Below are 23,694 nucleotides of genomic sequence, written 5' to 3' on the forward strand. Positions count from 1 at the left end.
ACACCACATTCGCGAGCAAGCCCGCTCCCACATTGGTTCTGCTGCGTGGCGGATGGATAGGTACAATGCCACTCCCTTGTAGGAGCCTCCATGACCACCCTGCTCACCGACTGGCGCCATCGCCCCACTCACCGCCGCGTCTGGGCGCTGGCCGCGCCGATGATTCTGTCGAACATCTCGGTGCCGCTGGTGGCGCTGGTCGACAGCATGGTCATCGGCCACCTGCCCCACGCTCACCAACTGGGTGCGGTAGCCGTCGGTGCCAGCCTCTATACCTTCCTGGCCTGGGCCATGGGCTTCCTGCGCATGGGTTCCACCGGCTTTGCCGCCCAGGCCGCCGGGCGCGGGGACGGTGCCGCACTGCGGCAAATTCTGCTACAAGGTTTGTTGCTGGCATTGGGGCTGGCCATGCTGCTGGGCACCGTGGGCATTCCCCTGAGCCACCTGGCGCTGGAGTGGATGCAGCCCTCCCCCGAGCTGAATCAACTGACCCGCGAATTTTTCCACACCCGCCTGTTCGGCCTGCCCGCCGCCCTGGCCAGCTATGCGCTGGTCGGCTGGTTCCTCGGCACGCAAAACGCCCGCGCACCGCTGGCGATCTTGCTGACCACCAATCTGGTCAACATTGGGTTGAACCTGTGGTTCGTACTCGGCCTGGACTGGGGCGTGGTCGGCTCCGCACGCGCCTCGGTCATCGCCGAATGGACCGGCGCCCTGCTTGGCCTGGCCCTCACGCAAAAAGCCCTGCGCGCCTACCCCGGGCATATCGCCTGGGCCGCGCTGAAGCGGTGGCAAAGCTGGCGCCCATTGCTGGCGGTGAACCGCGACATTTTTATCCGCAGCCTCGCGCTGCAATCGGTGTTTTTCCTGATCACCGTGCAAGGCGCAAGGTTGGGCGATGCGACCGTGGCGGCCAATGCGCTGCTGCTCAATGGGCTGTTGCTGACCGCCCATGCGCTGGACGGCCTGGCCCATGCGGTCGAAGCCCTGTGCGGCCACGCCATCGGCGCCCATGATCGCCAGTCCCTGCGCCGCTCTTTGGTGGTCGCCGGCGGCTGGTCGCTGATCGCCAGTGTCGGTTTCGCGCTGCTGTTCAGCGTCGCCGGCCACCTGTTTATCGCCATGCAAACCGACATCCCCAACGTGCGCGCAACCGCCGACCTCTACCTGCCCTATCTGGCAGTGCTGCCATTGATTGCAGTGTGGAGCTACCTGTTGGACGGCCTGTTTATCGGCGCCACACGTGCGCGGGAAATGCGCAACGGGATGCTGCTGACGGTGTTGCTGACCGTGCCGTTCGCCTGGGCACTGCAGGGGCTCGGTAACCACGGGTTGTGGATAACCTTTCTGCTGTTCATGGCCCTGCGCAGCCTGACACTCTGGATGATTGCCTGGCAGTTGAATAAACAGGACCGCTGGCTCGGCGGTTCCACGCGCTGAAGTCTCGGCAGTGAGGAACGGTCTAGCTAAATCACAACTTCTGGTGGAGTCTTTCAAAGGACGACAACCACAGAGGACCTGCCTGGCGCACCTTCCTGCTTAGCGCCAGATAAGAACAGGAAACTTCGTGAGTACTTTAATTCCCCGCATCCCTCTGGCCGTATCCCTCGCGCCTGGAACACCGACCCCGTCAATGCCATCACCTAAATTGGGGCGGCTGACAGAAACGTTGTTCAGCTGGTTCAGTAGCGCTCGGCCTGACCATCGCCGATGGTGAACCGTTTGATTACGATAACAACCCACTCACCCGGCCAACGACCACCAACTCGTCACCGTTCACCGAGAACGCCCTGCGCCGGGAAATGGGCGTTCCCTTACGTGATCGGTACTTGCGGGATGAGGTGCCACACACGGTTTATTGAACGGGCGTATATCGGATAAAGCCCGTCACCCGATCCAGCACGGGCGCCAGCCAGCGCAGGGGTTTGGAGATAGACGCTACCAGCGTTGCATGGCTGGTCCTGGTGAAATAGAACACCTCGACCGGCACACCCGCGGCGCGCAGTTTTTTCGCCAGCCCGCCGGTATTGCGCGTTGGGTTGACCAGGTTGTCGTCCGTCGAAGCGATCAACAGGCTCGGCGGCGCGCCATGGGTGACGTGGTTGATGGGTTGGGAATCAGGCGGAGAGTCGGGGAAGAAAAACACCGGCTTCACGTCAGGGTTTTCAATCGGCAGGAAGTCATACGGCCCGGCCAGCCCGATCCAGCCCTTGAAGACTGAAGGCGCCAGCCCGACCCCGGCCAACCACTGCGGGTCGAGCGCCAGCATCGCGGCGTTGTAGGCCCCCGAACTGTGGCCCATCACATAAAGCTTTTGCGGATCCGCACCGTACCCGGCGATGTGCTGGTGTGTCCAGGCCACCGCTTGGGCACCGTCCTGTAGAAACGCGGGGTAACGCACTTGCGGGTAAAGCCGGTAGTCGGCAATCACCACCACGATCCCGCGCGAGGCCAGGGCTTCGCCGACGAAAGCGTAGTCCTCCTTGGAGCCGCTGTTCCAACTGCCGCCATAGAAGAACACTACGACCGGGGCATTGGGCGAGGCGGTAACGGGACGGTAGATATCGAGTGTCTGGCGCGGGTCATCGCCGTAGGCGATGGAGGTGGTTTTGGTGAAAGTGCTGGAGGGAGTAAATGCGTTGAGCACTTTGATCGGGGAGCAGGCTGCGAGGAATGCAACGCATGCCAGGGTAAATGCTTGCAGGTATTTGCTCGACATCGTTCAGACCCCACCCAGAAGGCACTACTAAACGAAGATCCGAATGTGGGAGCCGGCTTGCCGGCGATGGCGGTGTGTCATGCAACCGATGCTCGGCTGACACACCGCCATCGCGGGCAAGCCCGGCTCCCACATCAGAGCCGGGTCACTTCACTTACGAAGACAGGTACGAAGACCGCGTCAGCCCCAGACGCAGTGCGTCGAGGAACTGCGTACGCTCACTGGCGCTGATCTTCGCGCTCGCACACTTGTCACGGTAGTGCGTCATCAACTCCTCCGGCGACAAGTGCACATAGCGCAGCATGTCTTCGATGGTGTCGTGAGTCTCGATCCCGGCGCTGTACACCGAACCGTCTTCACGCTGGTAGATGTTCACCGAGTCGGTGTCACCGAACAGGTTGTGCATATCGCCCAGAATCTCTTGGTACGCGCCGACCAGGAAGATCCCCAGCAGGTAGTCCTCACCTTCGTTCAGACCGTGCACCGGCAAGCTGGTCTCGATGCTCTGCTCGTCGACGTATTGCTTGATCTTGCCGTCGGAGTCGCAGGTCAGGTCCTGCAATACCGCACGGCGCAGCGGCTCTTCGTCGAGACGGTGCAACGGCAGGATCGGCAGCACCTGGCCGATGGCCCAGGTGTCCGGCAGGCTCTGGAATACCGAGAAGTTGCAGATGTACTTGTCGGCCAGCTTGTCGTTGAGTTCGTCCAGCACCTGGCGGTGCGAGCGCTGGCGAGCCTTGAGCGAGTTGTGCAGGCGGCGGCAGACGGCGAAGTAGCACTGTTCGGCCAGGGCTTTCTCGGCCAGGGTCAATTTACCGTCGGCGTATTGGGTGGCCACGTCGCTCATGTAGTGAGTGGCGCGCCAGTAGGTTTCGGTGACCATCTCGATGTCGGTCGGGCCCAGCAGGTCCACCAGCCATTGCACGGTTTCCGGCAGGCTTTCCTTGTTTTCGATGGTCGGGATTTCGTCGTTGTGTTTCTCGACGTCGGTAACCTGCACCACCAACATGGCGTGGTGGGCGGTCAGGGAGCGGCCGCTTTCAGAGAAGATATTCGGGTGCGGCAGGCTTTGCGCGTCGCAGAATTCCTTGAGCATGCCCACGACCACGCCGGCATAGTCGTCCATGTCGTAGTTGATCGAGCTGGCGTTACGCGAGTGCGTACCGTCGTAGTCCACGCCCAAACCGCCGCCAACGTCGATGTGGTCCACCGGCAGGCCGAGGTTGCGCAGTTCGCCGTAGTAACGAATGGCTTCCTTGAACCCGTGCTGGTAGTCGGCCAGGTTGGCGATCTGCGAGCCCATATGGAAGTGCAGCAGGCGGATGCCCTGGTCCAGGCCCGCCGCGCGGAAGCGCTCGACCACCGACAGCAGCTGCGCCGCCGACAAACCGAACTTGGATTTTTCGCCACCGGTGTCTGCCCACTTGCTTGATGCCAGGGACGATAAACGTACGCGCAGGCCGACCTGCGGCTTGACCTTGAGGCTCGCGGCCTCTTCGATCACCAGCTCAACTTCGGATTCTTTCTCGATCACGATGAACACATTGTGGCCGAGCTTCTGGCCCATCAACGCCAGGCGGATGAACTCACGGTCTTTGTAACCGTTGCAGACGATGGTGCCGCCCTTCGGCGCCAGGGCCAGCACGGCCAGCAGCTCCGGCTTGGAGCCGGCTTCCAGGCCGATGGAGACGTTCTGGGTGGCGATGATATTTTCGATCACCGCTTCCTGCTGGTTCACCTTGATCGGGTACAGCGCGGTGTACTTGCTCTGGTATTCCAGGCGTTCGATGTTCGAGTCGAAGGCACCGGTCAGCTGGCGCACGCGGTCCTGCAGGATGTCGGGGAAGCGCACCAGCAACGGCAAGGACAGGCCACTTTTACGCAGCTCGTCCACTTGCTCGTACAGGTCGACAGGCGTGCTGTTCGGGCCGTTCGGACGGACTTCAACGCGACCGGCATCATTGATCGCGAAATACCCGGCCCCCCAATGGCGAATCCCGTAAACACTGCGGCTGTCCGCAACTGTCCATTGGCTGCCATCGTCTTTGCGTGTGCGTCGTACGGACATCGAAGTCCCCTATAGATGAAGTCGAAAGCGCCGCCCCTTCATAGAGGCTGGCGCAGTCTAAAGAATGAAAATGACGATTTGCCTGTAAGAGAGGTAGACCCCACTCGCAGGACAGAGTTTAGACACAGGTTGGGAAGAGGCTTTCAGCCGCCGGACTTCTTGGCCTTGTACCCGAGCTTGATCAGCTCGGCCAACAGCAACTCGACGTGATCGCCCTGGATCTCGATAACCCCGTCTTTCAACGCCCCTCCAGTGCCACAACGTTTTTTCAGCGTGGTAGCGAGGTCCTTCAGCGCGTCTTCGGCCAAGGGCACGCCGGTGATGGTGGTCACCGTCTTGCCGCCACGGCCTTTGCTTTCGCGGCGCACACGGGCAATGCCGTCGCCTTCAGGGATCAGGGTTTGTTTGCAGGTGCACGAACCCACGGGCTGACGACAGTCCGGGCAGTGTCGACCTGCATCGGTGGAAAATACCAGGCCACCAAGGGCGGCGAAGGATGCGGCTTTTTTGGCCACCGGCAATCCTCTTGGGAGGATAAAGACTGATCGGTACCCGCAAGGGGCAATTACCGACCGCGAAGCCCCACTCAGGCAGGGGCAGCGCTACCGAACCACCAAGGCGGTTCGGGTGAAAAGTCGCGCAGTGTAACGGCAAAAAGCCGGCTTGCTAAGAGCCAAATCGCGCCAATTTATGCAACTTTAGCGACGTGACGCCAGATAGCGGCGCAAGCCCTCCTGGGCGTCCGGGCAGTAAGGCTTTTGTTCAGCCTCTTGCAGCACCACTTCAAGCGGTAAAAAGCGCGCTTCCATGACTTCTTCGGGCTGCAGGCGCAATGGCCCATCCCAGATCGCGGAGTAGGATGTGCACCAGAGCCGACTGTCGCCATCCTCAAAGTAGAAATGGTCATGTTCGACCAGCTCCACGCCGCCTACACCCAATTCCTCTTCCAGCTCACGGGCGGCCGACACCGCATAGGACTCCCCTGCCGCGACCATCCCGCCCGCCGCCGTATCCCAAAACCCCGGGTACAGGGCTTTACTCAGGGTGCGCCGATGCACACACAGCTCGCCGGCCGAATTGAATAGGAAGATAAAAGTGCAGCGACCGATCAGGCCGCGCTGGCGCAGGTCGGACCTGACGAGGTGGCCGAGCAGCGTGTCGTGCTCGTCGACCCAGCAGATCAGTTCGGCATCAGAGGCCGCACGGTGTGCGGCCTCGTTTTGAGTAGCGTCCATCATCAACCCTGGTTGAGGAGCTGACGCAAGTCGATCACTGCAGCGTTTGCCCGGGAAATATAGTTGGCCATCACCAGCGAGTGGTTGGCCAATACGCCAAAGCCGCTGCCGTTGAGAATCATAGGGCTCCAGACCGGTTCCTGCGAGGCTTCCAGCTCGCGAATGATCTGGCGCACGCTGACGGTGGCGTTCTTCTTGGCCAGTACATCGGCAAAGTCGACTTCGATGGCACGCAGCAGGTGGGACAAGGCCCACGCCTGGCCACGGGCTTCGTAGAACACGTTATCGATCTGCATCCATGGGGTTTCCACCACTTCTTCATCGACCTGCGGCACTTCACCCGGCGCCAGGGCCTCGGTTTTGAGTGCGGTGTTCAATTTGACCCGGCCCACGCTGGCCGACAGGCGTTGCGACAGCGAACCCAGGCGGGTGGCGACGTCGCCCAGCCAGTTGTTCAGGTTGTCGGCACGCGCATAGAACAATGCACCGCGCTGGTTCGGGTCCGACAGACGTGCTTCATAGCGACTCAGGGAGTTGATGCCTTCCTGGTATTCCGACTCGCTGGAGGGCAGCACCCAGCTCTTGTTGTCGAAGTTGAAGCGCGGCTCGGCCTTGGCCAAATCCGCATCTTCCGCCGACTGCGACTGGGAGCGGGCGAAGTCTTTACGCAGGGCGCGGGTCAGGTCGCGTACCTGCACCAGCACGCCGTATTCCCAACTCGGCATGTTGTCCATCCACAGGCCCGGCGGGAAGCGGTCGTTGGAAATGTAGCCACCGGGCTTGTTCAGCAAGGTGCCGACCACGGTTTTGAGGGTTTCGACGGTGGTAAAGCCCACCACCATCTGCTTGCCTTCCTTCTCGGCGGCAATCTGCGCATTTTGCTGGACCGGGAACAGCGCCGGCTCTTCGCTCCAGTACCAGCCCAGGGCACCGGCGACCAGCAGGTACAGGCCGAGCACGCTGAGCACGGCCCGGCTCATCAGCAGAGTACGAAAATAGCTGCGGTTGGCCGACTTGGGCTCAGGGGCGGGGCCTTTGGCACTGCCTGCGCGGTTTTTCCAGTCCAGCATGGCGATATCCTTTCAATCACTTGAGTTCATGCACTTAAAAAGGCGGCGTGCGTTCAAACACTCCGACCACAACCCTACCCCATCGTGCCCGCCAGTGCGGTGCTTTTAATCAGACTGGCACACGGGAGGCGTTCGACTATAAAGGATGCACGTTTTTTACGCTGCGCGACCATTGGGTCAATAACTGAATATGAAGGACGCGCAGTTAATTGACATATGACACTCATCCCATGGAAAAGAGGTGCTAGCATAGAGCCATCAGTCGACCTCAGCATGCACCCTAACTAGTAGTCAGGATATGACCGAGCCAGAAGACCCCAGCCGTGAGCGCCTCAAGCAACACTTTGCCCAGCGGGTAATTCATCAGGCACGTCAAATTCTTGAGATCTGGCAGCGCCTGCAACGCAGCGAGTGGTCCAGCGCCGACCTTTGCGAACTCAGCGAAGCCAACCTGCGCCTGCTGCGCTTTGCCGAGCGTTTCGAACAGCCGGAACACGGCCAGTTGGCACGGCACATCGGTGAATCCCTCAAGGCAGTGGACGAAAATCGCGGCCGCCTCAGCAGCCAGCTGATCACCGAACTCAATCGCCTGATGCAGCGCCTGTCCCGCACCGGCCTGCGCCAGGGCGACCAGCTGGAACAAACCTTCCTGCCACCGATGCGCAAGCCGATCTATGTGATGCTCGCCGACCACGACCGGGCCGAGCGCCTGGCCAAGCAGCTGGAATTTTTTGGCATGAGTGCCCAGTCCCTGGACAGCGTGGCGGCATTTCGTGCGTCGATGGCCGAACGCCTGCCTTCGGCGATTGTGATGGACGTGGATTTCTGTGGCACCGGCCTGGGCCTCAAGCTCGCCGCCGAAGCCCAGGAAGGGCTGGAGCAAAAACTGCCGCTGCTGTTTTTCAGCCTGCATGAAACCGACACGCCCACTCGCCTGGCCGCCGTGCGCGCCGGGGGCCAGGAATTCCTCACCGGTACGCTGGAAGCCTCAAGCCTGCTGGAAAAGATCGAGGTGCTGACCTGCGTCGCCCAGTACGAACCCTATAAAGTGCTGATCATCGATGATTCGCGGGCCCAGGCGCTGCATACCGAACGGTTGCTTAACAGTGCCGGAATCGTCACGCGCACCCTGATCGAGCCGATCCAGGCCATGGCCGAGCTGGCGGATTTCCAGCCCGACCTGATCATCCTCGACATGTATATGCCGGCCTGTACCGGCACCGAACTGGCCAAGGTGATTCGCCACAACGACCGTTACGTCAGCGTGCCGATCATCTACCTGTCGGCCGAAGATGACCTGGACAAGCAGCTGGACGCCATGAGCGAAGGCGGCGACGACTTCCTCACCAAGCCGATCAAGCCACGCCACCTGATCACCACCGTACGCAACCGCGCCGCGCGTGCGCGCAACCTCAAGGCGCGGATGGTGCGCGACAGCCTGACCGGGTTGTACAACCACACCCACATCCTGCAATTGCTCGAAGACTGCAGCTTCCGCGCCCGCCGCGAGAACAAGCCGCTGAGCTTTGCCATGCTCGACATCGACCACTTCAAACGAGTCAATGACAGCCACGGCCACCCGATGGGCGACCGTGTGATCAAGAGCCTGGCGCTGTTTCTCAAACAGCGTTTGCGCAAGACCGACTACATCGGGCGCTACGGCGGTGAAGAGTTCGCCATCGTGATGCCCGACACCGACCTCGAATCGGCCTGCAAGGTGCTGGATGAAATCCGCGGACGCTTTGCCGAAATCCACTACCCGGCCCAGCCGCAGGATTTGTGGTGCACCTTCAGCGCCGGCCTGGTGGAGCTGTGCGACGGCTCCGACAGCCTGATGATGGCCGCCCAGGCCGACGAGGCGCTGTACCGCGCCAAGGATGCCGGACGCAATCGCGTACAGGCCGCACGCACATCAAAGCAAAGTGCCATCTTTTCACCGGAATCGAGTGATTCCGTCATAACCCTGTAATGAAAACGCAATAACTTCAGGCACTTATCTTTTGCTGTCGGTTGAAACCACGCATGCGCCTGAAGCTGCTGACCAATCTCAACACCCTTCTTCTGGTGGCCGTGTGCCTGGCGCTGGGGGCGACGCTGTGGTGGTCGCAGCGGGCGCTGGAGCGCCCTTACTTGCTGATGGAACGCTACCTCGGCCTGTCGCAGACTTTCCAGAACCAGGCCGCCCGCAATATCGACGACTACCTCGCCAGTGGCGACGCGCTGCGCTTGAGCAGCGCCAGCCAAAGCCTCGAAAACCTGCTGCAACATCTGGATGAACTGCCCGCCGACCTCGCGCAGAGCCTGCGCCCCAGTCTGGCCAACCTGGACACCTTCAGCAAAACCGACCTGCTCGCGGCCGGCAAATTGGCCGGCGACCCACAAGCCTTGCTGCTGCAAGCCGAGCGAGAACTGGGCGCCAACCTGGATCAGCTGAGCCAGTACGCAACCGGCGTAAATACCCCGGAAGCGGCGCGCTACCTGCCGCCGCTGCTGGCGGCTTCCCAGCACCTGAGCAGGCTGTCGCTGGCCCGCGACAAGCTGGTCAGCAGCGGGCGTGCGGAACTGGCCGACGACGTGGAGCGTGAAGTCGGCAATATCCGCAGCCAGGCCGACCTGCTGGAGCAACTGCCGCTGCTGGGCGTCAAGGCCAGCGCCGAATCCAGCGCCGATGATTTTTCCGCGCTGATGGGCCTGGAAAACAGCCAAAAAACCGAAGCCCAGGACACCGGCGTCGACCTCAAGCGCGAACTCAATAGCCTGCTGACCCGCTACCCCGCCGAACTCAAGCGCACCCGCGAGCAGATCCAGCAACGCGCCGACCTGGCCGCCGCCACGCACCTGAAAATCAACGCCGTGCAACAAGCCATCGCCGGGCTGGAACCGGTAGTACGCGCCCAACACGGCAAGATCCAGGGTGAAGTGCGCCTGATGCAAGGGGTAATGATCGGCCTGATTCTGCTGATCGCGCTGCTGATCGACACCCTGCAAAGGAAGCTGGCCCGCGTGCTCACCAACCTCGCACCGGCCCTGTCGACATGGGCCGAAGGCGACTTCGGCCAGCCGATTGCCCTGGGCAAGACCAACCGCGAATTGCGCGATATCGAAGCTTCTCTCAACCGTTTACGCGCCTACCTGGTCGACCTGGTGGGCACCATTCGCGGGAATGCCGAGGAGGTCGCCGGCAGCAGCCGCGCCTTGGCTGAACTGAGCAGTGGCTTGCACGATGGTGCCGAGCGTCAGGCCGGGGACACTGCGCAGATCCGTGATTCACTGGGTGAACTGGAGGCGACCATCCAGCAAGTGGCTGGCGATGCCAGCCAGGCCGCCAGTGCCAGCCGCAGCGCCGGCCAGGCGGTGGAGCAAGGCCAGCGGGTGATCGGCCTGAGCCTGACCGGGCTGCATGCCCTGGTGGGCGAAGTGCAGCAAAACGCGCAAATGATCGAAAAACTCGCCGAAGAATCCGCCACCATCGGCGGCGTACTGACAGTGATTCGCGCCATTGCCGACCAGACCAACCTGCTGGCCCTCAATGCAGCAATTGAAGCCGCCCGCGCCGGTGAGGCCGGCAGAGGGTTTGCCGTGGTCGCCGACGAGGTCCGTTCCCTGGCCCAGCGCACCGCCGGTGCCACCGCAGAAATCCAGACCTTGATCGCCGGCCTGCAAAGCGCCGCGCACCAATCGGTGCAAGGCATGCGCGCCCAGGTCGAGCACGCCGAAGCCACCGCCCAGCAAGCCCAGGCGGCGGATGGTGCGCTGGATGAAATCGTCGGTGCGATCCAGACCATTTCCGACACGGCCGTGCGCATCGCCGATGTGACCGCACAGCAAAGTGGTGCCGTCAGTGAGATTCGCGATAACAGCGAGCGGATTCACCAGTTGGGTGAAGATAATTTGCTGCGTATCGGCCAGGGTCGCAGCCAGGGGGAGCACTTGCTGGTGCTGGGCGGGCAGCTCAATACGGCGGTCCAGGCGTTTCGCGTCTGACCCGATCTCGCGCCAAGTGAGTGACCGTGAGTCTGACTTTGGTCAGTGTGGGAGCGGGCTTGCTCGCGAATGCAGTTTGTCAGCTGATACATGAGGTGACTGACCCAGCGCATTCGCGAGCAAGCCCGCTCCCACACTGACCAAAGTCAGACTCACGGTCACAAATTTCGCGCTATCCTCGCTAATCGTGCTGGCTACTGCATAGAACTGGACAGTCACAAAGGCTTTGCGGCATAGTCGCCGGGTTCTGTCGTACCCACATCAATAACAAGGAACAGCCGATGGCGACCTTACTGGTTCTTCACGGACCCAACCTGAACCTGCTCGGCACTCGTGAACCGGGCGTCTACGGGGCAGTTACCCTGGAACAGATCAACCTCGATCTGGAACGACGGGCACGTGAAGCCGGCCACCATTTGCTCTACCTGCAAAGCAATGCCGAGTACGAATTGATTGATCGCATCCATGCCGCGCGTGGCGAAGGCGTGGACTTTATCCTGATCAATCCCGCCGCTTTTACGCATACAAGCGTTGCATTACGTGACGCGCTGCTGGCGGTGAGCATCCCATTCATCGAAGTGCATTTGTCGAACGTGCACAAACGCGAAGCTTTCCGCCATCACTCCTACTTCTCCGATGTAGCGGTAGGTGTGATCTGCGGCCTTGGCGCCAGCGGTTACCGACTGGCCCTGGAGGCCGCCCTGGAACAACTTGAACAACCGGCCAAGCGCCCCTGACCGACCCTTGGGAGTTGATGATTCATGGATATCCGTAAAGTTAAGAAACTGATCGAGCTGCTGGAAGAATCCGGTATCGACGAGCTGGAAATCAAGGAAGGCGAAGAGTCCGTACGGATCAGCCGTCACAGCAAGACCCCGGCCCAACAGTTCTACGCGCCACAAATGCAAGCACCGGCGCCTGCTGCTGCTCCGGCCGCCGCGCCTGCTGCTGCAGCTGCACCAGCCGCCCCGGCTGCTCCAGTGCTGAACGGTTTCGTGGTCAAGTCGCCAATGGTCGGTACTTTCTACCGCACCCCGGCACCGACCTCGCCAGCCTTCGTTGAAGTCGGCGCAACCGTGAAAGTGGGCGACACCATCTGCATCGTTGAAGCGATGAAGATGATGAACCACATCACGGCTGAAAAAGCCGGTGTCATCGAATCCATCCTGGTAGAAAACGGTCAGCCGGTTGAGTACGACCAGCCGCTGTTCACCATCGTTTGAACCGCGGAGCGCCTTCGATGTTGAAACCTGCGAAGAAACTGCAAAAAGTCCTGATCGCCAACCGCGGCGAGATCGCGCTGCGTATCCTGCGCGCCTGTAAGGAAGAGGGCATCAAGACCGTCGCTGTTTACTCGACGGCCGATACCGAATTGATGCACGTGAAACTGGCGGACGAAAGCATCTGCATCGGCCCGCCACTGGCCACGAACTCGTACCTGAAAGTCTCGAACATCATCGCCGCTGCTGAAGTGACCGGCGCTGATGGCATCCACCCGGGCTACGGCTTCCTCGCGGAAAACGCCGATTTCGCCGAACAGGTGGAAAAATCCGGGTTTGCCTTCATTGGTCCGAAAGCCGAAACCATTCGCCTGATGGGCGACAAGGTGTCGGCCAAGGACGCCATGATCGCCGCCGGCGTGCCAACCGTGCCTGGCTCCGACGGCCCACTGCCGGAAGACGAGGCAACCGCCCTGCGCATTGGTCGTGAAGTCGGTTACCCGGTGATCATCAAGGCCGCCGGTGGCGGTGGTGGTCGCGGCATGCGTGTGGTGCACAAGGAAGAAGACCTGATCGAAGCCGCCAAGCAGACCCGCTCCGAAGCGGGCGCCTGGTTCGGCAACCCGATGGTCTACCTGGAAAAGTACCTGACCAACCCACGTCACGTGGAAGTTCAGGTACTGTCCGACGGCCAGGGCCACGCCATCCACCTGGGCGACCGCGATTGCTCGCTGCAACGTCGTCACCAGAAGGTGTTGGAAGAAGCGCCGGCACCGGGCCTGGATGAAACCGCTCGCCAGGAAGTGCTGGCTCGCTGCGTCAAGGCGTGCATCGACATCAACTACCGTGGCGCCGGTACCTTTGAGTTCCTGTACGAGAACGGCCGTTTCTACTTCATCGAGATGAACACTCGCGTGCAGGTAGAGCACCCGGTGTCGGAGATGGTTACCGGTATCGACATCGTCAAGGAGATGCTCAGCATCGCCGCCGGCAACGTGCTGTCCTTTACCCAGGACGACGTGAAGCTCCACGGCCACTCCCTGGAGTGCCGGATCAACGCCGAAGACCCGAAAACCTTTATCCCAAGCCCTGGCCTGGTCAAGCATTTCCACGCGCCCGGCGGCAACGGCGTACGTGTGGATTCGCACCTGTACAGCGGCTACAAGGTTCCGTCCAACTACGACTCGCTGATCGGCAAGCTGATCACCTGGGGCGCCACCCGCGACGAGGCGATGGCCCGCATGCGCAATGCCCTGGACGAAATCGTGGTAGACGGCATCAAGACCAACATCCCGCTGCATCGGGACCTGGTTCGTGATGAAGGCTTCTGCGAAGGTGGTGTGAACATTCACTACCTGGAACACAAGCTGGCCAACCAGTAAGTGCTCCACCCAACAAAACCGCCTTCGGGCGGTTTTGTTGTTTGTGCGGCACCCCCTTTTCTGGATGGATGCATTCCCCCTGTGGGAGCGGGCTTGCTCGCGAATGCGGCGTGTCAGTCACGGATATATTGACTGGCCCAGCGCATTCGCGAGCAAGCCCGCTCCCACATTTTGTTCTGTGTACACCCGCAGTACAGTCGTCTTATGCCCGCCGCTCGCGTAAACTTGCGCCCTTTCGCGACCCACTCGTCGCACATTCATTTTTTCAAAGGTGCCCGCCATGCCTTGGCTGCAAGTCCGTCTCGCCATCAGCCCAGAACAAGCCGAAACCTACGAAGACGCTTTCCTCGAAGTCGGCGCCGTGTCGGTGACCTTCATGGACGCCGAAGACCAACCGATTTTCGAACCGGAACTCAACACCACACCGCTGTGGTCCCACACCCACCTGCTGGCCCTGTTTGAAGACGGCACCGATGCCGCCGCCGTCCTGGCCCATATGGAACTGCTCACCGGCGGCCCGCTGCCCGAGCATCACAGCGAAATCATCGAAGATCAGGACTGGGAACGCAGCTGGATGGATAACTTCCAGCCGATGCGTTTCGGCCAGCGCCTGTGGATCGTGCCGAGCTGGCACGCCGCACCGGAACCGGATGCCGTCAACCTGCTGCTGGACCCGGGCCTGGCCTTCGGCACCGGCACCCACCCCACCACCGCACTGTGCCTGGAATGGCTCGACGGCCAGGACCTGACCGACAGCCACGTGCTGGATTTCGGCTGCGGTTCGGGGATCCTGGCGATTGCCGCGCTGCTGCTGGGCGCCAAGGAAGCCGTCGGCACCGACATCGACGTGCAAGCCCTGGAAGCCTCCCGCGACAACGCCGGGCGCAACCACATTCCTGAAGGCAAATTCCCACTCTACCTCCCGGAGCAATTGCCCCAGGTGCAGGCCGATGTACTGGTGGCGAATATCCTCGCCGGGCCGCTGGTGTCGCTGGCGCCGCAGCTGTCGAGCCTGGTCAAGCCGGGCGGCCGCCTGGCCCTGTCGGGCATCCTCGCCGAACAGGGTGACGACGTGGCGGCGGCGTACGCCAAGGATTTCGAATTGGACCCGATCGCTAACCGTGATGGCTGGGTACGCATCAGCGGGCGTCGGCGCTAGAATGAGCGCTTGCCTGAATCGGATGGCCGCATGACCGACAGTTTTGTCACCCAGTGCCCGCATTGCCAAGCGCGCTTTCGCGTCAGCCACGCTCAGTTGAGCGTGGCGCGTGGCGTGGTGCGCTGCGGCTCATGCCTGCAAGTGTTCAACGCCGCTCGCCAGTTGCTGGAGCAGCGCGCCCAGGCGCCTGCGCAGCCTGCCGCTGCCGAGCCGGTCGCTGAGCTGACGCCTGAGTTGCCGCGCGCCATCAGCCAGAAACAGTGGAGCGCCGAAGAGCTGGACCTGGACAACCTGGACCTGGACGAAGAGCTGGCCAAGCTGGAACGCCGCCAGGCGAGCACCGACCGTCGGCAACCTGAAGATTCCCTCAGCGCCACTCGCGGCACCGTCAAGGCCGAGGAAGAAAAATGGGCCGCTAGCCTGTTCAGCGAGCCGCCCGAGGAGCGCCCGCAAGCGCCCGAAGACGAACCTGCGACACGTCAGCGCACCGAACCGTCGATGTCCTTTCGCCTCGACGACATCGACGATGAGCCGCCGCTGCGCTCAGCCCCTGACGATCACGATGACGACATCGACCCGCCGTTCACGCCCTTGACCAAGGCTGCGGACGAGCCGGAACCCGAAGAGCGCCCCCAACCCCGTCGCAAGCGCCCGCGCCCCGAAGCCGGTGTCCACGACGACATGCTCCAGGACCTGGAAGACGACCCGCTGCACCTCTACGCGCAGAAGCGCCCCTCGGGCTGGGGCCGTCGCCTGATCTGGCTATTGTTGGTACTGATCGCCGCTGGCGGCCTTGCCGGCCAATACATCGCCTACCAATTCGACGACCTGGCCCGCCAGGACGCCTACCGCCCCTGGTTTCAGGAACTGTGCCCCACACTGGGCTGCACCGTGCCGTCGCGGGTCGATATCGCCCACATCAAGAGCAGCAACCTGGTGGTGCGCAGCCACCCGGAGTTCGCCGGAGCGTTGGTGGTGGATGCGATCATCTACAACCGGGCGACTTTCTCCCAGCCCTTTCCGCTGCTGGAGCTGCGTTTTGCCGATTTGAACGGCGGCCTGATCGCCAGTCGTCGCTTCAAACCCGCCGAATACCTGAGCGGCGAGCTGGCCGGCGTAAGCGAAATGCCATCGCAGACCCCGATCCATATCTCCCTGGACATTCTCGACCCGGGCAACAAAGCCGTGAATTACAGCCTGAGCTTTCACTCGCCCGAGTGAGCTGACCGATGCCGTGAGGCTTGACGGCGGATTCTTGACTGGGCTTTGCGCAACCAAACCGGCGGCGATAAAGAAATAACTGTTCAGATTTTATCCAATTCAGCCTTTATCCAGTCATCGAGAGCGGGTATCATGCCAACCCTTTTTCGAACTCTAATGATCCGGCCCCACAACAGGGAAGTCCTATGTCGGCGGTACGCATCGGCCCATACACATTGCACAATGGCTTGATTCTCGCCCCCATGGCGGGCGTCACCGACCAGCCCTTTCGTCAGCTGTGCAAGCGTTTGGGCGCGGGTCTAGTAGTCTCGGAAATGGTCACCAGCGACATGAGCTTGTGGAACACCCGCAAATCACGGATGCGCATGATCCACGAAGGTGATCCCGAGCCCCGCTCGGTACAGATCGCCGGTGGTGATGCACAGATGCTGGCGGATGCGGCCCGGGCCAACGTGGAGTTGGGTGCACAGATCATTGATATCAACATGGGCTGCCCGGCCAAAAAGGTCTGCAACAAGGCCGCCGGTTCCGCGCTGTTGAAAGATGAGCAATTGGTAGCCGAGATCCTGCAGGCCGTTGTCGGCGCAGTGGATGTACCGGTCACCCTGAAGATTCGTACCGGCTGGGACCGGGACAACAAGAACGGCCTGACGGTGGCGAAGATCGCCGAACAGGCAGGTATTACAGCGCTGGCGGTGCATGGCCGCACCCGCGCCGATCTGTACACCGGTGAAGCCGAGTACGACACCGTCGCCGCGATCAAGCAGGCGGTGTCGATGCCGGTGTTTGCCAATGGCGATATCGATTCAGCCGAGAAAGCCCGGCGCGTGCTGCACGCCACCGGTGCCGATGGTTTGTTGATTGGCCGGGCCGCCCAGGGGCGACCGTGGATTTTTCGTGAGATCGACCACTTTCTGCGTACCGGCGAAGTCTTGCCGGCACCGGAGCTGATCGAGGTGGAACGTATTCTGCTAGAGCATCTGGCCGCCCTGCACGCCTTCTACGGAGACGTGATGGGAGTACGCATTGCTCGCAAGCATGTCGGCTGGTATCTCGCAACCTTGCCGGGCGCCAGGGAGTTTCGCGCCCACTTCAATCGTTTGGATGATACGCAAGCACAGGTCGCCACCGTTCGAGAGTTTTTCAGCGAGCGTGAAAAGAGCCTGGGGACAGGGGACGGAGAGGGGGTGGCCGCATGACGATGATGACCGAGACTTTAGTGAGTGGAACAACACCCGTGAGCGACAACGTCAATTTGAAACAGCACCTCAACACGCCGAGCGAAGAAGGCCAGACCCTTCGCGGGAGTGTCGAGAAGGCGCTGCACAATTATTTCGCCCACCTTGAGGGCGCTTCCGTCACGGACGTGTACAACCTGGTGCTCTCCGAAGTCGAGGCGCCCTTGCTCGAAAGCGTGATGAACTACGTCAAGGGCAACCAGACCAAAGCCAGTGAGCTGCTGGGCCTCAACCGTGGCACCTTGCGCAAAAAGCTCAAGCAATACGATTTGCTGTAAGCATTCAATCAAACCAGAAAGGCGCCCGCGTAAAACCGGTCGCCTTTTTTGCTGACTCCTTTGCTTTTGATGGAAATTGAAATGACCGACCAGACTACCCGCCTGCCGATCCGCCGCGCCTTGATCAGCGTCTCCGACAAGACCGGGATCCTCGAATTTGCCCGGGAGCTGGAAGCCCTCGGCGTGGAAATCCTCTCCACAGGCGGGACCTTCAAACTGCTGCAGGACAACGGCGTGGCCGCAGTGGAAGTCGCGGACTACACCGGTTTCGCAGAAATGATGGACGGTCGGGTCAAGACCCTGCACCCGAAAATCCACGGCGGCATCCTCGGCCGTCGCGGTATCGACGACGCCATCATGACCGAGCACGGCATCAAGCCGATCGACCTGGTGGCCGTTAACCTCTACCCGTTCGAAGCCACCATCAACAAGCCAGGCTGCGACCTGCCGACCGCCATCGAAAACATCGATATCGGCGGCCCGACCATGGTTCGCTCCGCCGCCAAGAACCACAAAGACGTGGCCATCGTGGTCAACGCCAGCGACTACGCCCAAGTGCTCGACAGCCTGAAAGCCGGCGGCCTGACCTACGCCCAGCGTTTCGACCTGATGCTCAAGGCGTTCGAACACACCGCCGCCTACGACGGCATGATCGCCAACTACATGGGCACCGTGAACCAGGCGGCTGAAACCCTCAGCACCGAAGGCCGCAGCCAGTTCCCGCGCACCTTCAACAGCCAGTTCATCAAGGCCCAGGAAATGCGCTACGGCGAGAACCCGCACCAGAGCGCGGCGTTCTACGTGGAAGCCAAACCGGCCGAAGTCGGCATCGCCACTGCGACCCAGCTGCAAGGCAAAGAGCTGTCCTACAACAACGTGGCCGACACCGATGCCGCGCTGGAATGCGTGAAGAGCTTCGTCAAGCCGGCCTGCGTGATCGTCAAGCACGCCAACCCGTGCGGCGTGGCGGTGAGCCCGGACGCTGAAGGCGGTATCCGCCAGGCGTACGAACTGGCCTACGCCACCGACACTGAGTCCGCGTTCGGCGGCATCATCGCATTCAACCGTGAGCTGGATGCAGAGACCGCTAAAGCGATCGTCGAGCGTCAGTTCGTCGAAGTGATCATCGCCCCTAGCGTCAGCGAAGAGGCTCGCGCCATTGTCGCCGCCAAGGCCAATGTGCGCCTGCTGGCCTGCGGCGAGTGGTCGGCTGACCGCGCTGCTGCCTGGGACTACAAGCGCGTCAACGGCGGTTTGCTGGTACAGAGCCGCGACATCGGCATGATCGGCAGCCAAGACCTCAAAGTGGTGACCAAGCGCGCACCGACCGAGCAAGAGATCAACGACCTGATCTTCGCCTGGAAAGTGGCCAAGTACGTTAAATCCAATGCCATCGTCTACGCCAAGAACCGCCAGACCATCGGTGTCGGCGCCGGCCAGATGAGCCGAGTGAACTCGGCGCGTATCGCTGCGATCAAGGCGGAACACGCCGGTCTGCAGGTAGTGGGCTCGGTGATGGCTTCCGATGCGTTCTTCCCGTTCCGCGATGGCCTGGATAACGCCGCGAAAGCCGGTGTTACCGCAGTGATCCAGCCAGGCGGCTCGATGCGTGATGCAGAAGTGATTGCAGCGGCTGATGAAGCCGGCATCGCCATGGTCTTCACCGGCATGCGCCACTTCCGTCACTGATCCAAATGTGGAAGGGGGCTTCTTGTGGCGAGCGGGCTTGCCCGCGTTGGGCTGCGCAGCAGTCCCCCTCAAGAAGCACAGGGTTTATCAGTCAGCCCGCGGTGCTTGGTGTTGGGGCCGCTTCGCAGCCCGACGCGGGCAAGCCCGCTCGCCACACGAGTCCGGCGCCACGTTAGCGCCCTATAGAATTCGAGGTTTTTGAAATGAATGTTTTGATCATTGGCAGCGGTGGCCGTGAACACGCCCTGGCCTGGAAAGTTGCCCAGGACCCACGCGTCCAGAAGGTTTTCGTGGCGCCCGGCAACGCCGGTACCGCCATTGAAGCCAAGTGCGAAAACGTCGCCATCGACGTGCTGGCGCTTGAGCAGTTGGCAGACTTTGCCGAGCAGAACGTGTCCCTGACCATCGTCGGCCCGGAAGTACCGCTGGTTGCCGGCGTGGTGGACCTGTTCCGCAGCCGTGGCCTGGACTGCTTCGGCCCGACCGCCGGCGCTGCCCAGCTGGAAGGCTCCAAGGCATTCACCAAGGATTTCCTGGCACGCCACAAGATCCCGACCGCCGACTACCAGAACTTCACCGAGATCGAGCCCGCCCTGGCTTACCTGCGTGAAAAAGGTGCGCCGATCGTGATCAAGGCCGACGGCCTGGCCGCCGGTAAAGGCGTGATCGTGGCGATGACCCTGCAGGAAGCCGAAGACGCCGTGCGCGACATGCTCGCCGGCAATGCTTTTGGTGAGGCCGGTTCGCGGGTAGTCATCGAAGAGTTCCTCGACGGCGAAGAAGCCAGCTTTATCGTGATGGTCGACGGCAAGAACGTGTTGCCGATGGCCACCAGCCAGGACCACAAACGCGTCGGCGACGGCGACAGCGGCCCGAACACCGGCGGCATGGGGGCTTACTCCCCTGCCCCGGTGGTCACCAGCGAAGTGCACAAACGCGTGATGGACCTGGTGATCTGGCCGACCGTGCGCGGCATGGCCGACGAAGGCAATGTGTACACCGGTTTTCTGTACGCAGGCCTGATGATCGACAAAGCCGGTAACCCGAAAGTCATCGAGTTCAACTGCCGCTTCGGCGACCCGGAAACCCAACCGGTGATGCTGCGTCTGCAGTCGAGCCTGGTACTGCTGGTGGAAGCCGCGCTGGCACAGGCCCTGGACAAGGTGGAAGCGCAGTGGGACCCACGCCCAAGCGTCGGGATTGTGCTGGCGGCCGGCGGTTACCCTGGCGACTACGCCAAGGGCGACGTGATTGAAGGCCTGGACGCGGCGGCTACGCTGGAAGGCAAAGTGTTCCATGCGGGCACTGCGCTCAAGGATGGCAAAGTTGTAACCGCAGGTGGCCGTGTATTGTGCGCCACTGCAATGGGTGCCAGTGTCGATGCCGCGCAGCAACAGGCGTACAAGCTGGCCGCGAAAATCGATTGGAAAGGCTGTTTCTACCGCACCGACATCGGCTATCGCGCGATTGCCCGCGAACGTGGCGAGAACCAGTAAGCAGCTGTAGTCCGTAGCTATCCGTTCGGTTAGGCAAGGGCCTCTGGCCCTTGCCGTACACATGCCACCCCGCGCATAGTTAACCCGTGCATCAACCTACGAAGGGATTTCGCCGTGCGCTGGCTCAGGATCGCCATAGGTTTTACTGTCAGCCTGCTGACACTGCTCTGCTTGTTCCCGGCCCAGGCCGCCGCGCAAGGCAGTGGCTGGGCAGTATTGCTTGATGAACAGGCCGACCTGCAACTGAGCGACATCCGCTCCTCGCGCTACACCAACCAATTCAGCCCCATTGAACTTGACCGCATTACCGCAGCCGAACCTGACGGTGCGTTGTGGGTACGCTTCAAGCTGCAACCCGGCAAGCACGAGCAAGTGCTGCGTATCTTTGCCCCGGACCTGTCCCACCTGAGCCTTTACGTGCTGGACGGCGACACCCTGGTCGAGCAACAAACCACCGGCACGCGCCAACCCCAGGCGGAACGCCCGTTGCCCAGCAGCGACTTCATGCTGCCGATGCCACAGAGCCAGAAACCCCTCGAGGTCTACCTGCGCCTGGTTTCGGAACATGAACTGCGCCCCTACATAACCCTGGAACCGGCCGTACTCGCCGCCGCTGACCAGACCCAGACGCTGATCTACGGCCTGCTGTTCGGCTGCCTGCTGATGCTGATCCTGCACAACCTCACGCGCTTCGCCTACCACCGCTCACGCAGCAGCCTGTGGCTGGCCGCCTGTGAAGTGCTGTTGATGCTCAGCCTGGCGTTGTTGCTCAACCTGCTGGGCCCGTGGCTGCCGAACTGGCACGCGATCCAGACCCCCGGCGCCTACCTTGCGCTGCTACTGACCGCGCCGTGCGGGCTGATGTTTGCCTACCGTTTCTTCATGCCGTTGGGCCCGCACCCGCTGAACAAGCTGTTGATGGCCGACATCCTGTTGATCGTGCTGTGCGGCCTGTTGCTGTTGTTCGTCAACACCCTGCCGCTGAACATCATCACCTACGCCCTGGTGGCCCTGGCCGGCTTGAGCATGCTGTTTGTCTCGGCCTGCCACTGGCAAAAAGGCTACCGCCCGGCGCGTTTGTTCGTGGCGGCAATGGTGGTGTTCAACATCGGCACGCTGATCATCCTGCCTGCCCTGCTGGGCCTGACGATGGTGTCGCCGCAAGGCTTGATCATCACGCTGCTCGCCTTTATCTGCCTGAGCGGCCTGTTAATGAGCCTGGCCCTGGGCGAACGCCAACGGGCGATTGTCGAGGCGCGGTTCAGCCTCAGCCGTGACCTGGCGGCCAGCAATGCCGAAATCGCAGCAAAGGCCGAGTTCCTGGCGAAGATCAGCCACGAGATCCGCACCCCCATGAACGGCGTGCTGGGCATGACCGAGCTGCTGCTGGGCACGCCGCTGTCGGTGAAGCAGCGCGACTACGTGCAAACCATCCACAGTGCCGGGAATGAACTGCTCACCCTGATCAACGAGATCCTCGATATCTCCAAGCTCGAGTCGGGGCAGATCGAGCTGGACGACGTGCAATTCGACCTCAACGCGCTGATCGACGATTGCCTGAGCATCTTCCGCGCCAAGGCCGAGCAGCAGAATGTCGAGTTGATCAGCTTTATCCAGCCCCAGGTACCCCGCGTGATCAGCGGCGACCCGACGCGCTTACGCCAAGCGCTGCTGAGCCTGCTGGAAAACGCCCTGCAAAAGACCGACGAAGGCGAAGTGCTGATCGTGGTCGCCCTGGATGACCGCAGCACCAAACCGCGCCTGCGCATTGCCGTACAGGACAGCGGCCTGCCGATGGAAGCCGCCGAGCGCGACGCCCTGTTGCACAGCGAACTGCACAGCAAGAACTTCCTCTCGGCCACCCGTTTGAGCGGCCACCTGGGTCTGGTGATCGCCCGCCAACTGATCCTGTTGATGAACGGCGAGTTCGGCATCAAGAGCGGCGCCCACCAGGGCAGCACCCTGTGGCTGACCCTGCCGCTGGACCCGGAACGCCTGGAACACCCGACGTCCGACCTCGACGGCCCGCTCAAGGACGCCCGCGTGCTGGTGGTGGACGACAACGACACCTGCCGCAAAGTGCTGGTGCAACAATGCACCGCCTGGGGCCTGAACGTCAGCGCCGTGCCCTCGGGCAAGGAAGCTCTGGCGCTGCTGCGCACCAAGGCGCACCTGCGCGACTACTTCGACGTGGTGCTGCTGGACCAGAACATGCCCGGCATGACCGGCATGCAACTGGCCGCCAAGATCAAGGAAGACCCAAGCCTGAACCACGACATCCTGTTGATCATGCTCACCGGCATCAGCAATGCGCCGAGCAAGATCATCGCACGCAATTGCGGGATCAAACGCATCCTCGCCAAGCCAGTGGCGGGTTATACGCTCAAGACCACCCTGGCTGACGAACTGGCCCAGCGCAACAAAGGCGCAACCCAGCCCCGCGTGGCACCCATTGCACCGGCAGCCGTCACCGTGCCCGCCGATTTCCGCATCCTGGTAGCCGAAGACAACAGCATTTCCACCAAAGTGATCCGTGGCATGCTCGGCAAGCTCAACCTCAACCCGGACACCGCCAGCAATGGCGAGGAAGCGCTGGAGGCGATGAAGTCCCAGCGCTATGACTTGGTGTTGATGGACTGTGAGATGCCGATCCTCGATGGTTTCTCCGCCACCCAGCAGCTGCGGGCGTGGGAAGTCAGCCATCAGCGCATTCGCACGCCGGTGGTCGCGCTCACGGCGCATATTCTGTCGGAACACAAAGAGCGCGCACGCCAGGCCGGGATGGACGGGCACATGGCCAAGCCGGTGGAGCTGTCACAGTTGCGCGAGTTGGTGGAGTTTTGGGTGGCGCAGCGTCAACAGCGACCGGAACATGCGTCTTCCTGAACGGAAATACTGCCCCATATGGGAAGAGGCTTGCCTCCGATTGCGAACT

Annotated in this window: 18 protein-coding genes and 1 pseudogene; 14 read left to right on the forward strand and 5 right to left on the reverse strand. The window is 61.7% G+C overall.

The window, feature by feature from the left end; all coding sequences use genetic code 11:
• The first annotated feature begins 90 nt into the window (after window positions 1-90).
• Together LRS56_23300 and LRS56_23305 are read left to right on the forward strand one after the other, a co-directional pair.
• Window positions 91-1,440 (forward strand): MATE family efflux transporter, encoded by a 1,350-nt coding sequence (locus tag LRS56_23300; protein WDU61697.1) that lies wholly within the window; start codon window positions 91-93, stop codon window positions 1,438-1,440.
• Between the two features lie 248 nt (window positions 1,441-1,688).
• Window positions 1,689-1,862 (forward strand): annotated as a pseudogene (locus tag LRS56_23305) (M91 family zinc metallopeptidase).
• Here LRS56_23305 and LRS56_23310 read toward each other — a convergent pair.
• The 5 genes from LRS56_23310 to LRS56_23330 all read right to left on the reverse strand — a co-directional run bounded on the left by LRS56_23310 (window position 1,856) and on the right by LRS56_23330 (window position 7,092).
• On the reverse strand, window positions 1,856-2,719 hold the full coding sequence (locus LRS56_23310) for an alpha/beta hydrolase (GenBank protein ID WDU61698.1): 864 nt from the start codon (window positions 2,717-2,719) through the stop codon (window positions 1,856-1,858). The pseudogene LRS56_23305 and the gene LRS56_23310 sit on opposite strands and share 7 nt — an antisense overlap.
• A 154-nt stretch (window positions 2,720-2,873) precedes the next feature.
• Complete coding sequence (speA, locus tag LRS56_23315; protein ID WDU61699.1) at window positions 2,874-4,787, reverse strand: arginine decarboxylase; 1,914 nt, start codon at window positions 4,785-4,787, stop codon at window positions 2,874-2,876.
• Between the two features lie 143 nt (window positions 4,788-4,930).
• Window positions 4,931-5,302 carry a translation initiation factor Sui1 gene (locus tag LRS56_23320; protein ID WDU61700.1) on the reverse strand — a complete coding sequence of 124 codons (372 nt, stop codon included), beginning with the start codon at window positions 5,300-5,302 and terminating at the stop codon, window positions 4,931-4,933.
• A gap of 183 nt (window positions 5,303-5,485) precedes the next feature.
• Window positions 5,486-6,022 (reverse strand): NUDIX hydrolase, encoded by a 537-nt coding sequence (locus LRS56_23325; GenBank protein WDU61701.1) that lies wholly within the window; start codon window positions 6,020-6,022, stop codon window positions 5,486-5,488.
• Window positions 6,023-6,024: 2 nt separating this feature from the next.
• Complete coding sequence (locus tag LRS56_23330) at window positions 6,025-7,092, reverse strand: DUF2333 family protein (protein WDU61702.1); 1,068 nt, start codon at window positions 7,090-7,092, stop codon at window positions 6,025-6,027.
• Between the two features lie 298 nt (window positions 7,093-7,390).
• Between LRS56_23330 and LRS56_23335 the strand changes: the two genes are divergently transcribed.
• The 12 genes from LRS56_23335 to LRS56_23390 all read left to right on the forward strand — a co-directional run bounded on the left by LRS56_23335 (window position 7,391) and on the right by LRS56_23390 (window position 23,645).
• Entirely contained in the window at window positions 7,391-9,061 is a 1,671-nt protein-coding gene (locus tag LRS56_23335; GenBank protein ID WDU61703.1) for a PleD family two-component system response regulator, read from the forward strand.
• A gap of 53 nt (window positions 9,062-9,114) precedes the next feature.
• The gene (locus LRS56_23340; GenBank protein ID WDU61704.1) at window positions 9,115-11,076 is read left to right on the forward strand and encodes a methyl-accepting chemotaxis protein; all 1,962 of its coding nucleotides are present in this window, start codon (window positions 9,115-9,117) and stop codon (window positions 11,074-11,076) included.
• A gap of 281 nt (window positions 11,077-11,357) precedes the next feature.
• Complete coding sequence (gene aroQ, locus LRS56_23345) at window positions 11,358-11,813, forward strand: type II 3-dehydroquinate dehydratase (protein WDU61705.1); 456 nt, start codon at window positions 11,358-11,360, stop codon at window positions 11,811-11,813.
• A gap of 24 nt (window positions 11,814-11,837) precedes the next feature.
• The gene (accB, locus tag LRS56_23350; GenBank protein WDU61706.1) at window positions 11,838-12,299 is read left to right on the forward strand and encodes an acetyl-CoA carboxylase biotin carboxyl carrier protein; all 462 of its coding nucleotides are present in this window, start codon (window positions 11,838-11,840) and stop codon (window positions 12,297-12,299) included.
• A gap of 17 nt (window positions 12,300-12,316) precedes the next feature.
• A complete protein-coding gene (accC, locus tag LRS56_23355) occupies window positions 12,317-13,678 on the forward strand; it encodes an acetyl-CoA carboxylase biotin carboxylase subunit (GenBank protein WDU61707.1) in 1,362 nt (453 codons plus the stop codon).
• A gap of 280 nt (window positions 13,679-13,958) precedes the next feature.
• Window positions 13,959-14,837, forward strand: coding sequence for a 50S ribosomal protein L11 methyltransferase (prmA, locus tag LRS56_23360; GenBank protein WDU61708.1), 879 nt, complete (start codon window positions 13,959-13,961; stop codon window positions 14,835-14,837).
• A 30-nt stretch (window positions 14,838-14,867) separates the two neighbouring features.
• A complete protein-coding gene (locus LRS56_23365) occupies window positions 14,868-16,058 on the forward strand; it encodes a DUF3426 domain-containing protein (protein WDU61709.1) in 1,191 nt (396 codons plus the stop codon).
• 185 nt (window positions 16,059-16,243) lie between these two features.
• Window positions 16,244-17,257, forward strand: coding sequence for a tRNA dihydrouridine synthase DusB (gene dusB, locus LRS56_23370; protein WDU61710.1), 1,014 nt, complete (start codon window positions 16,244-16,246; stop codon window positions 17,255-17,257).
• Entirely contained in the window at window positions 17,254-17,574 is a 321-nt protein-coding gene (fis, locus tag LRS56_23375) for a DNA-binding transcriptional regulator Fis (GenBank protein ID WDU61711.1), read from the forward strand. Before dusB ends, fis begins: the two co-directional genes overlap by 4 nt.
• A gap of 81 nt (window positions 17,575-17,655) precedes the next feature.
• A complete protein-coding gene (gene purH / locus LRS56_23380) occupies window positions 17,656-19,263 on the forward strand; it encodes a bifunctional phosphoribosylaminoimidazolecarboxamide formyltransferase/IMP cyclohydrolase (protein WDU61712.1) in 1,608 nt (535 codons plus the stop codon).
• Window positions 19,264-19,466: 203 nt separating this feature from the next.
• Window positions 19,467-20,759: a phosphoribosylamine--glycine ligase gene (gene purD / locus LRS56_23385; GenBank protein WDU61713.1), complete on the forward strand. Its 1,293-nt coding sequence runs from the start codon at window positions 19,467-19,469 to the stop codon at window positions 20,757-20,759.
• 114 nt (window positions 20,760-20,873) lie between these two features.
• On the forward strand, window positions 20,874-23,645 hold the full coding sequence (locus tag LRS56_23390) for a response regulator (protein ID WDU61714.1): 2,772 nt from the start codon (window positions 20,874-20,876) through the stop codon (window positions 23,643-23,645).
• Window positions 23,646-23,694 lie beyond the last annotated feature (49 nt).

The sequence above is a fragment of the Pseudomonas poae genome (genome assembly GCA_028869255.1).
GTDB classification, from domain to species: domain Bacteria; phylum Pseudomonadota; class Gammaproteobacteria; order Pseudomonadales; family Pseudomonadaceae; genus Aquipseudomonas; species Aquipseudomonas poae_C.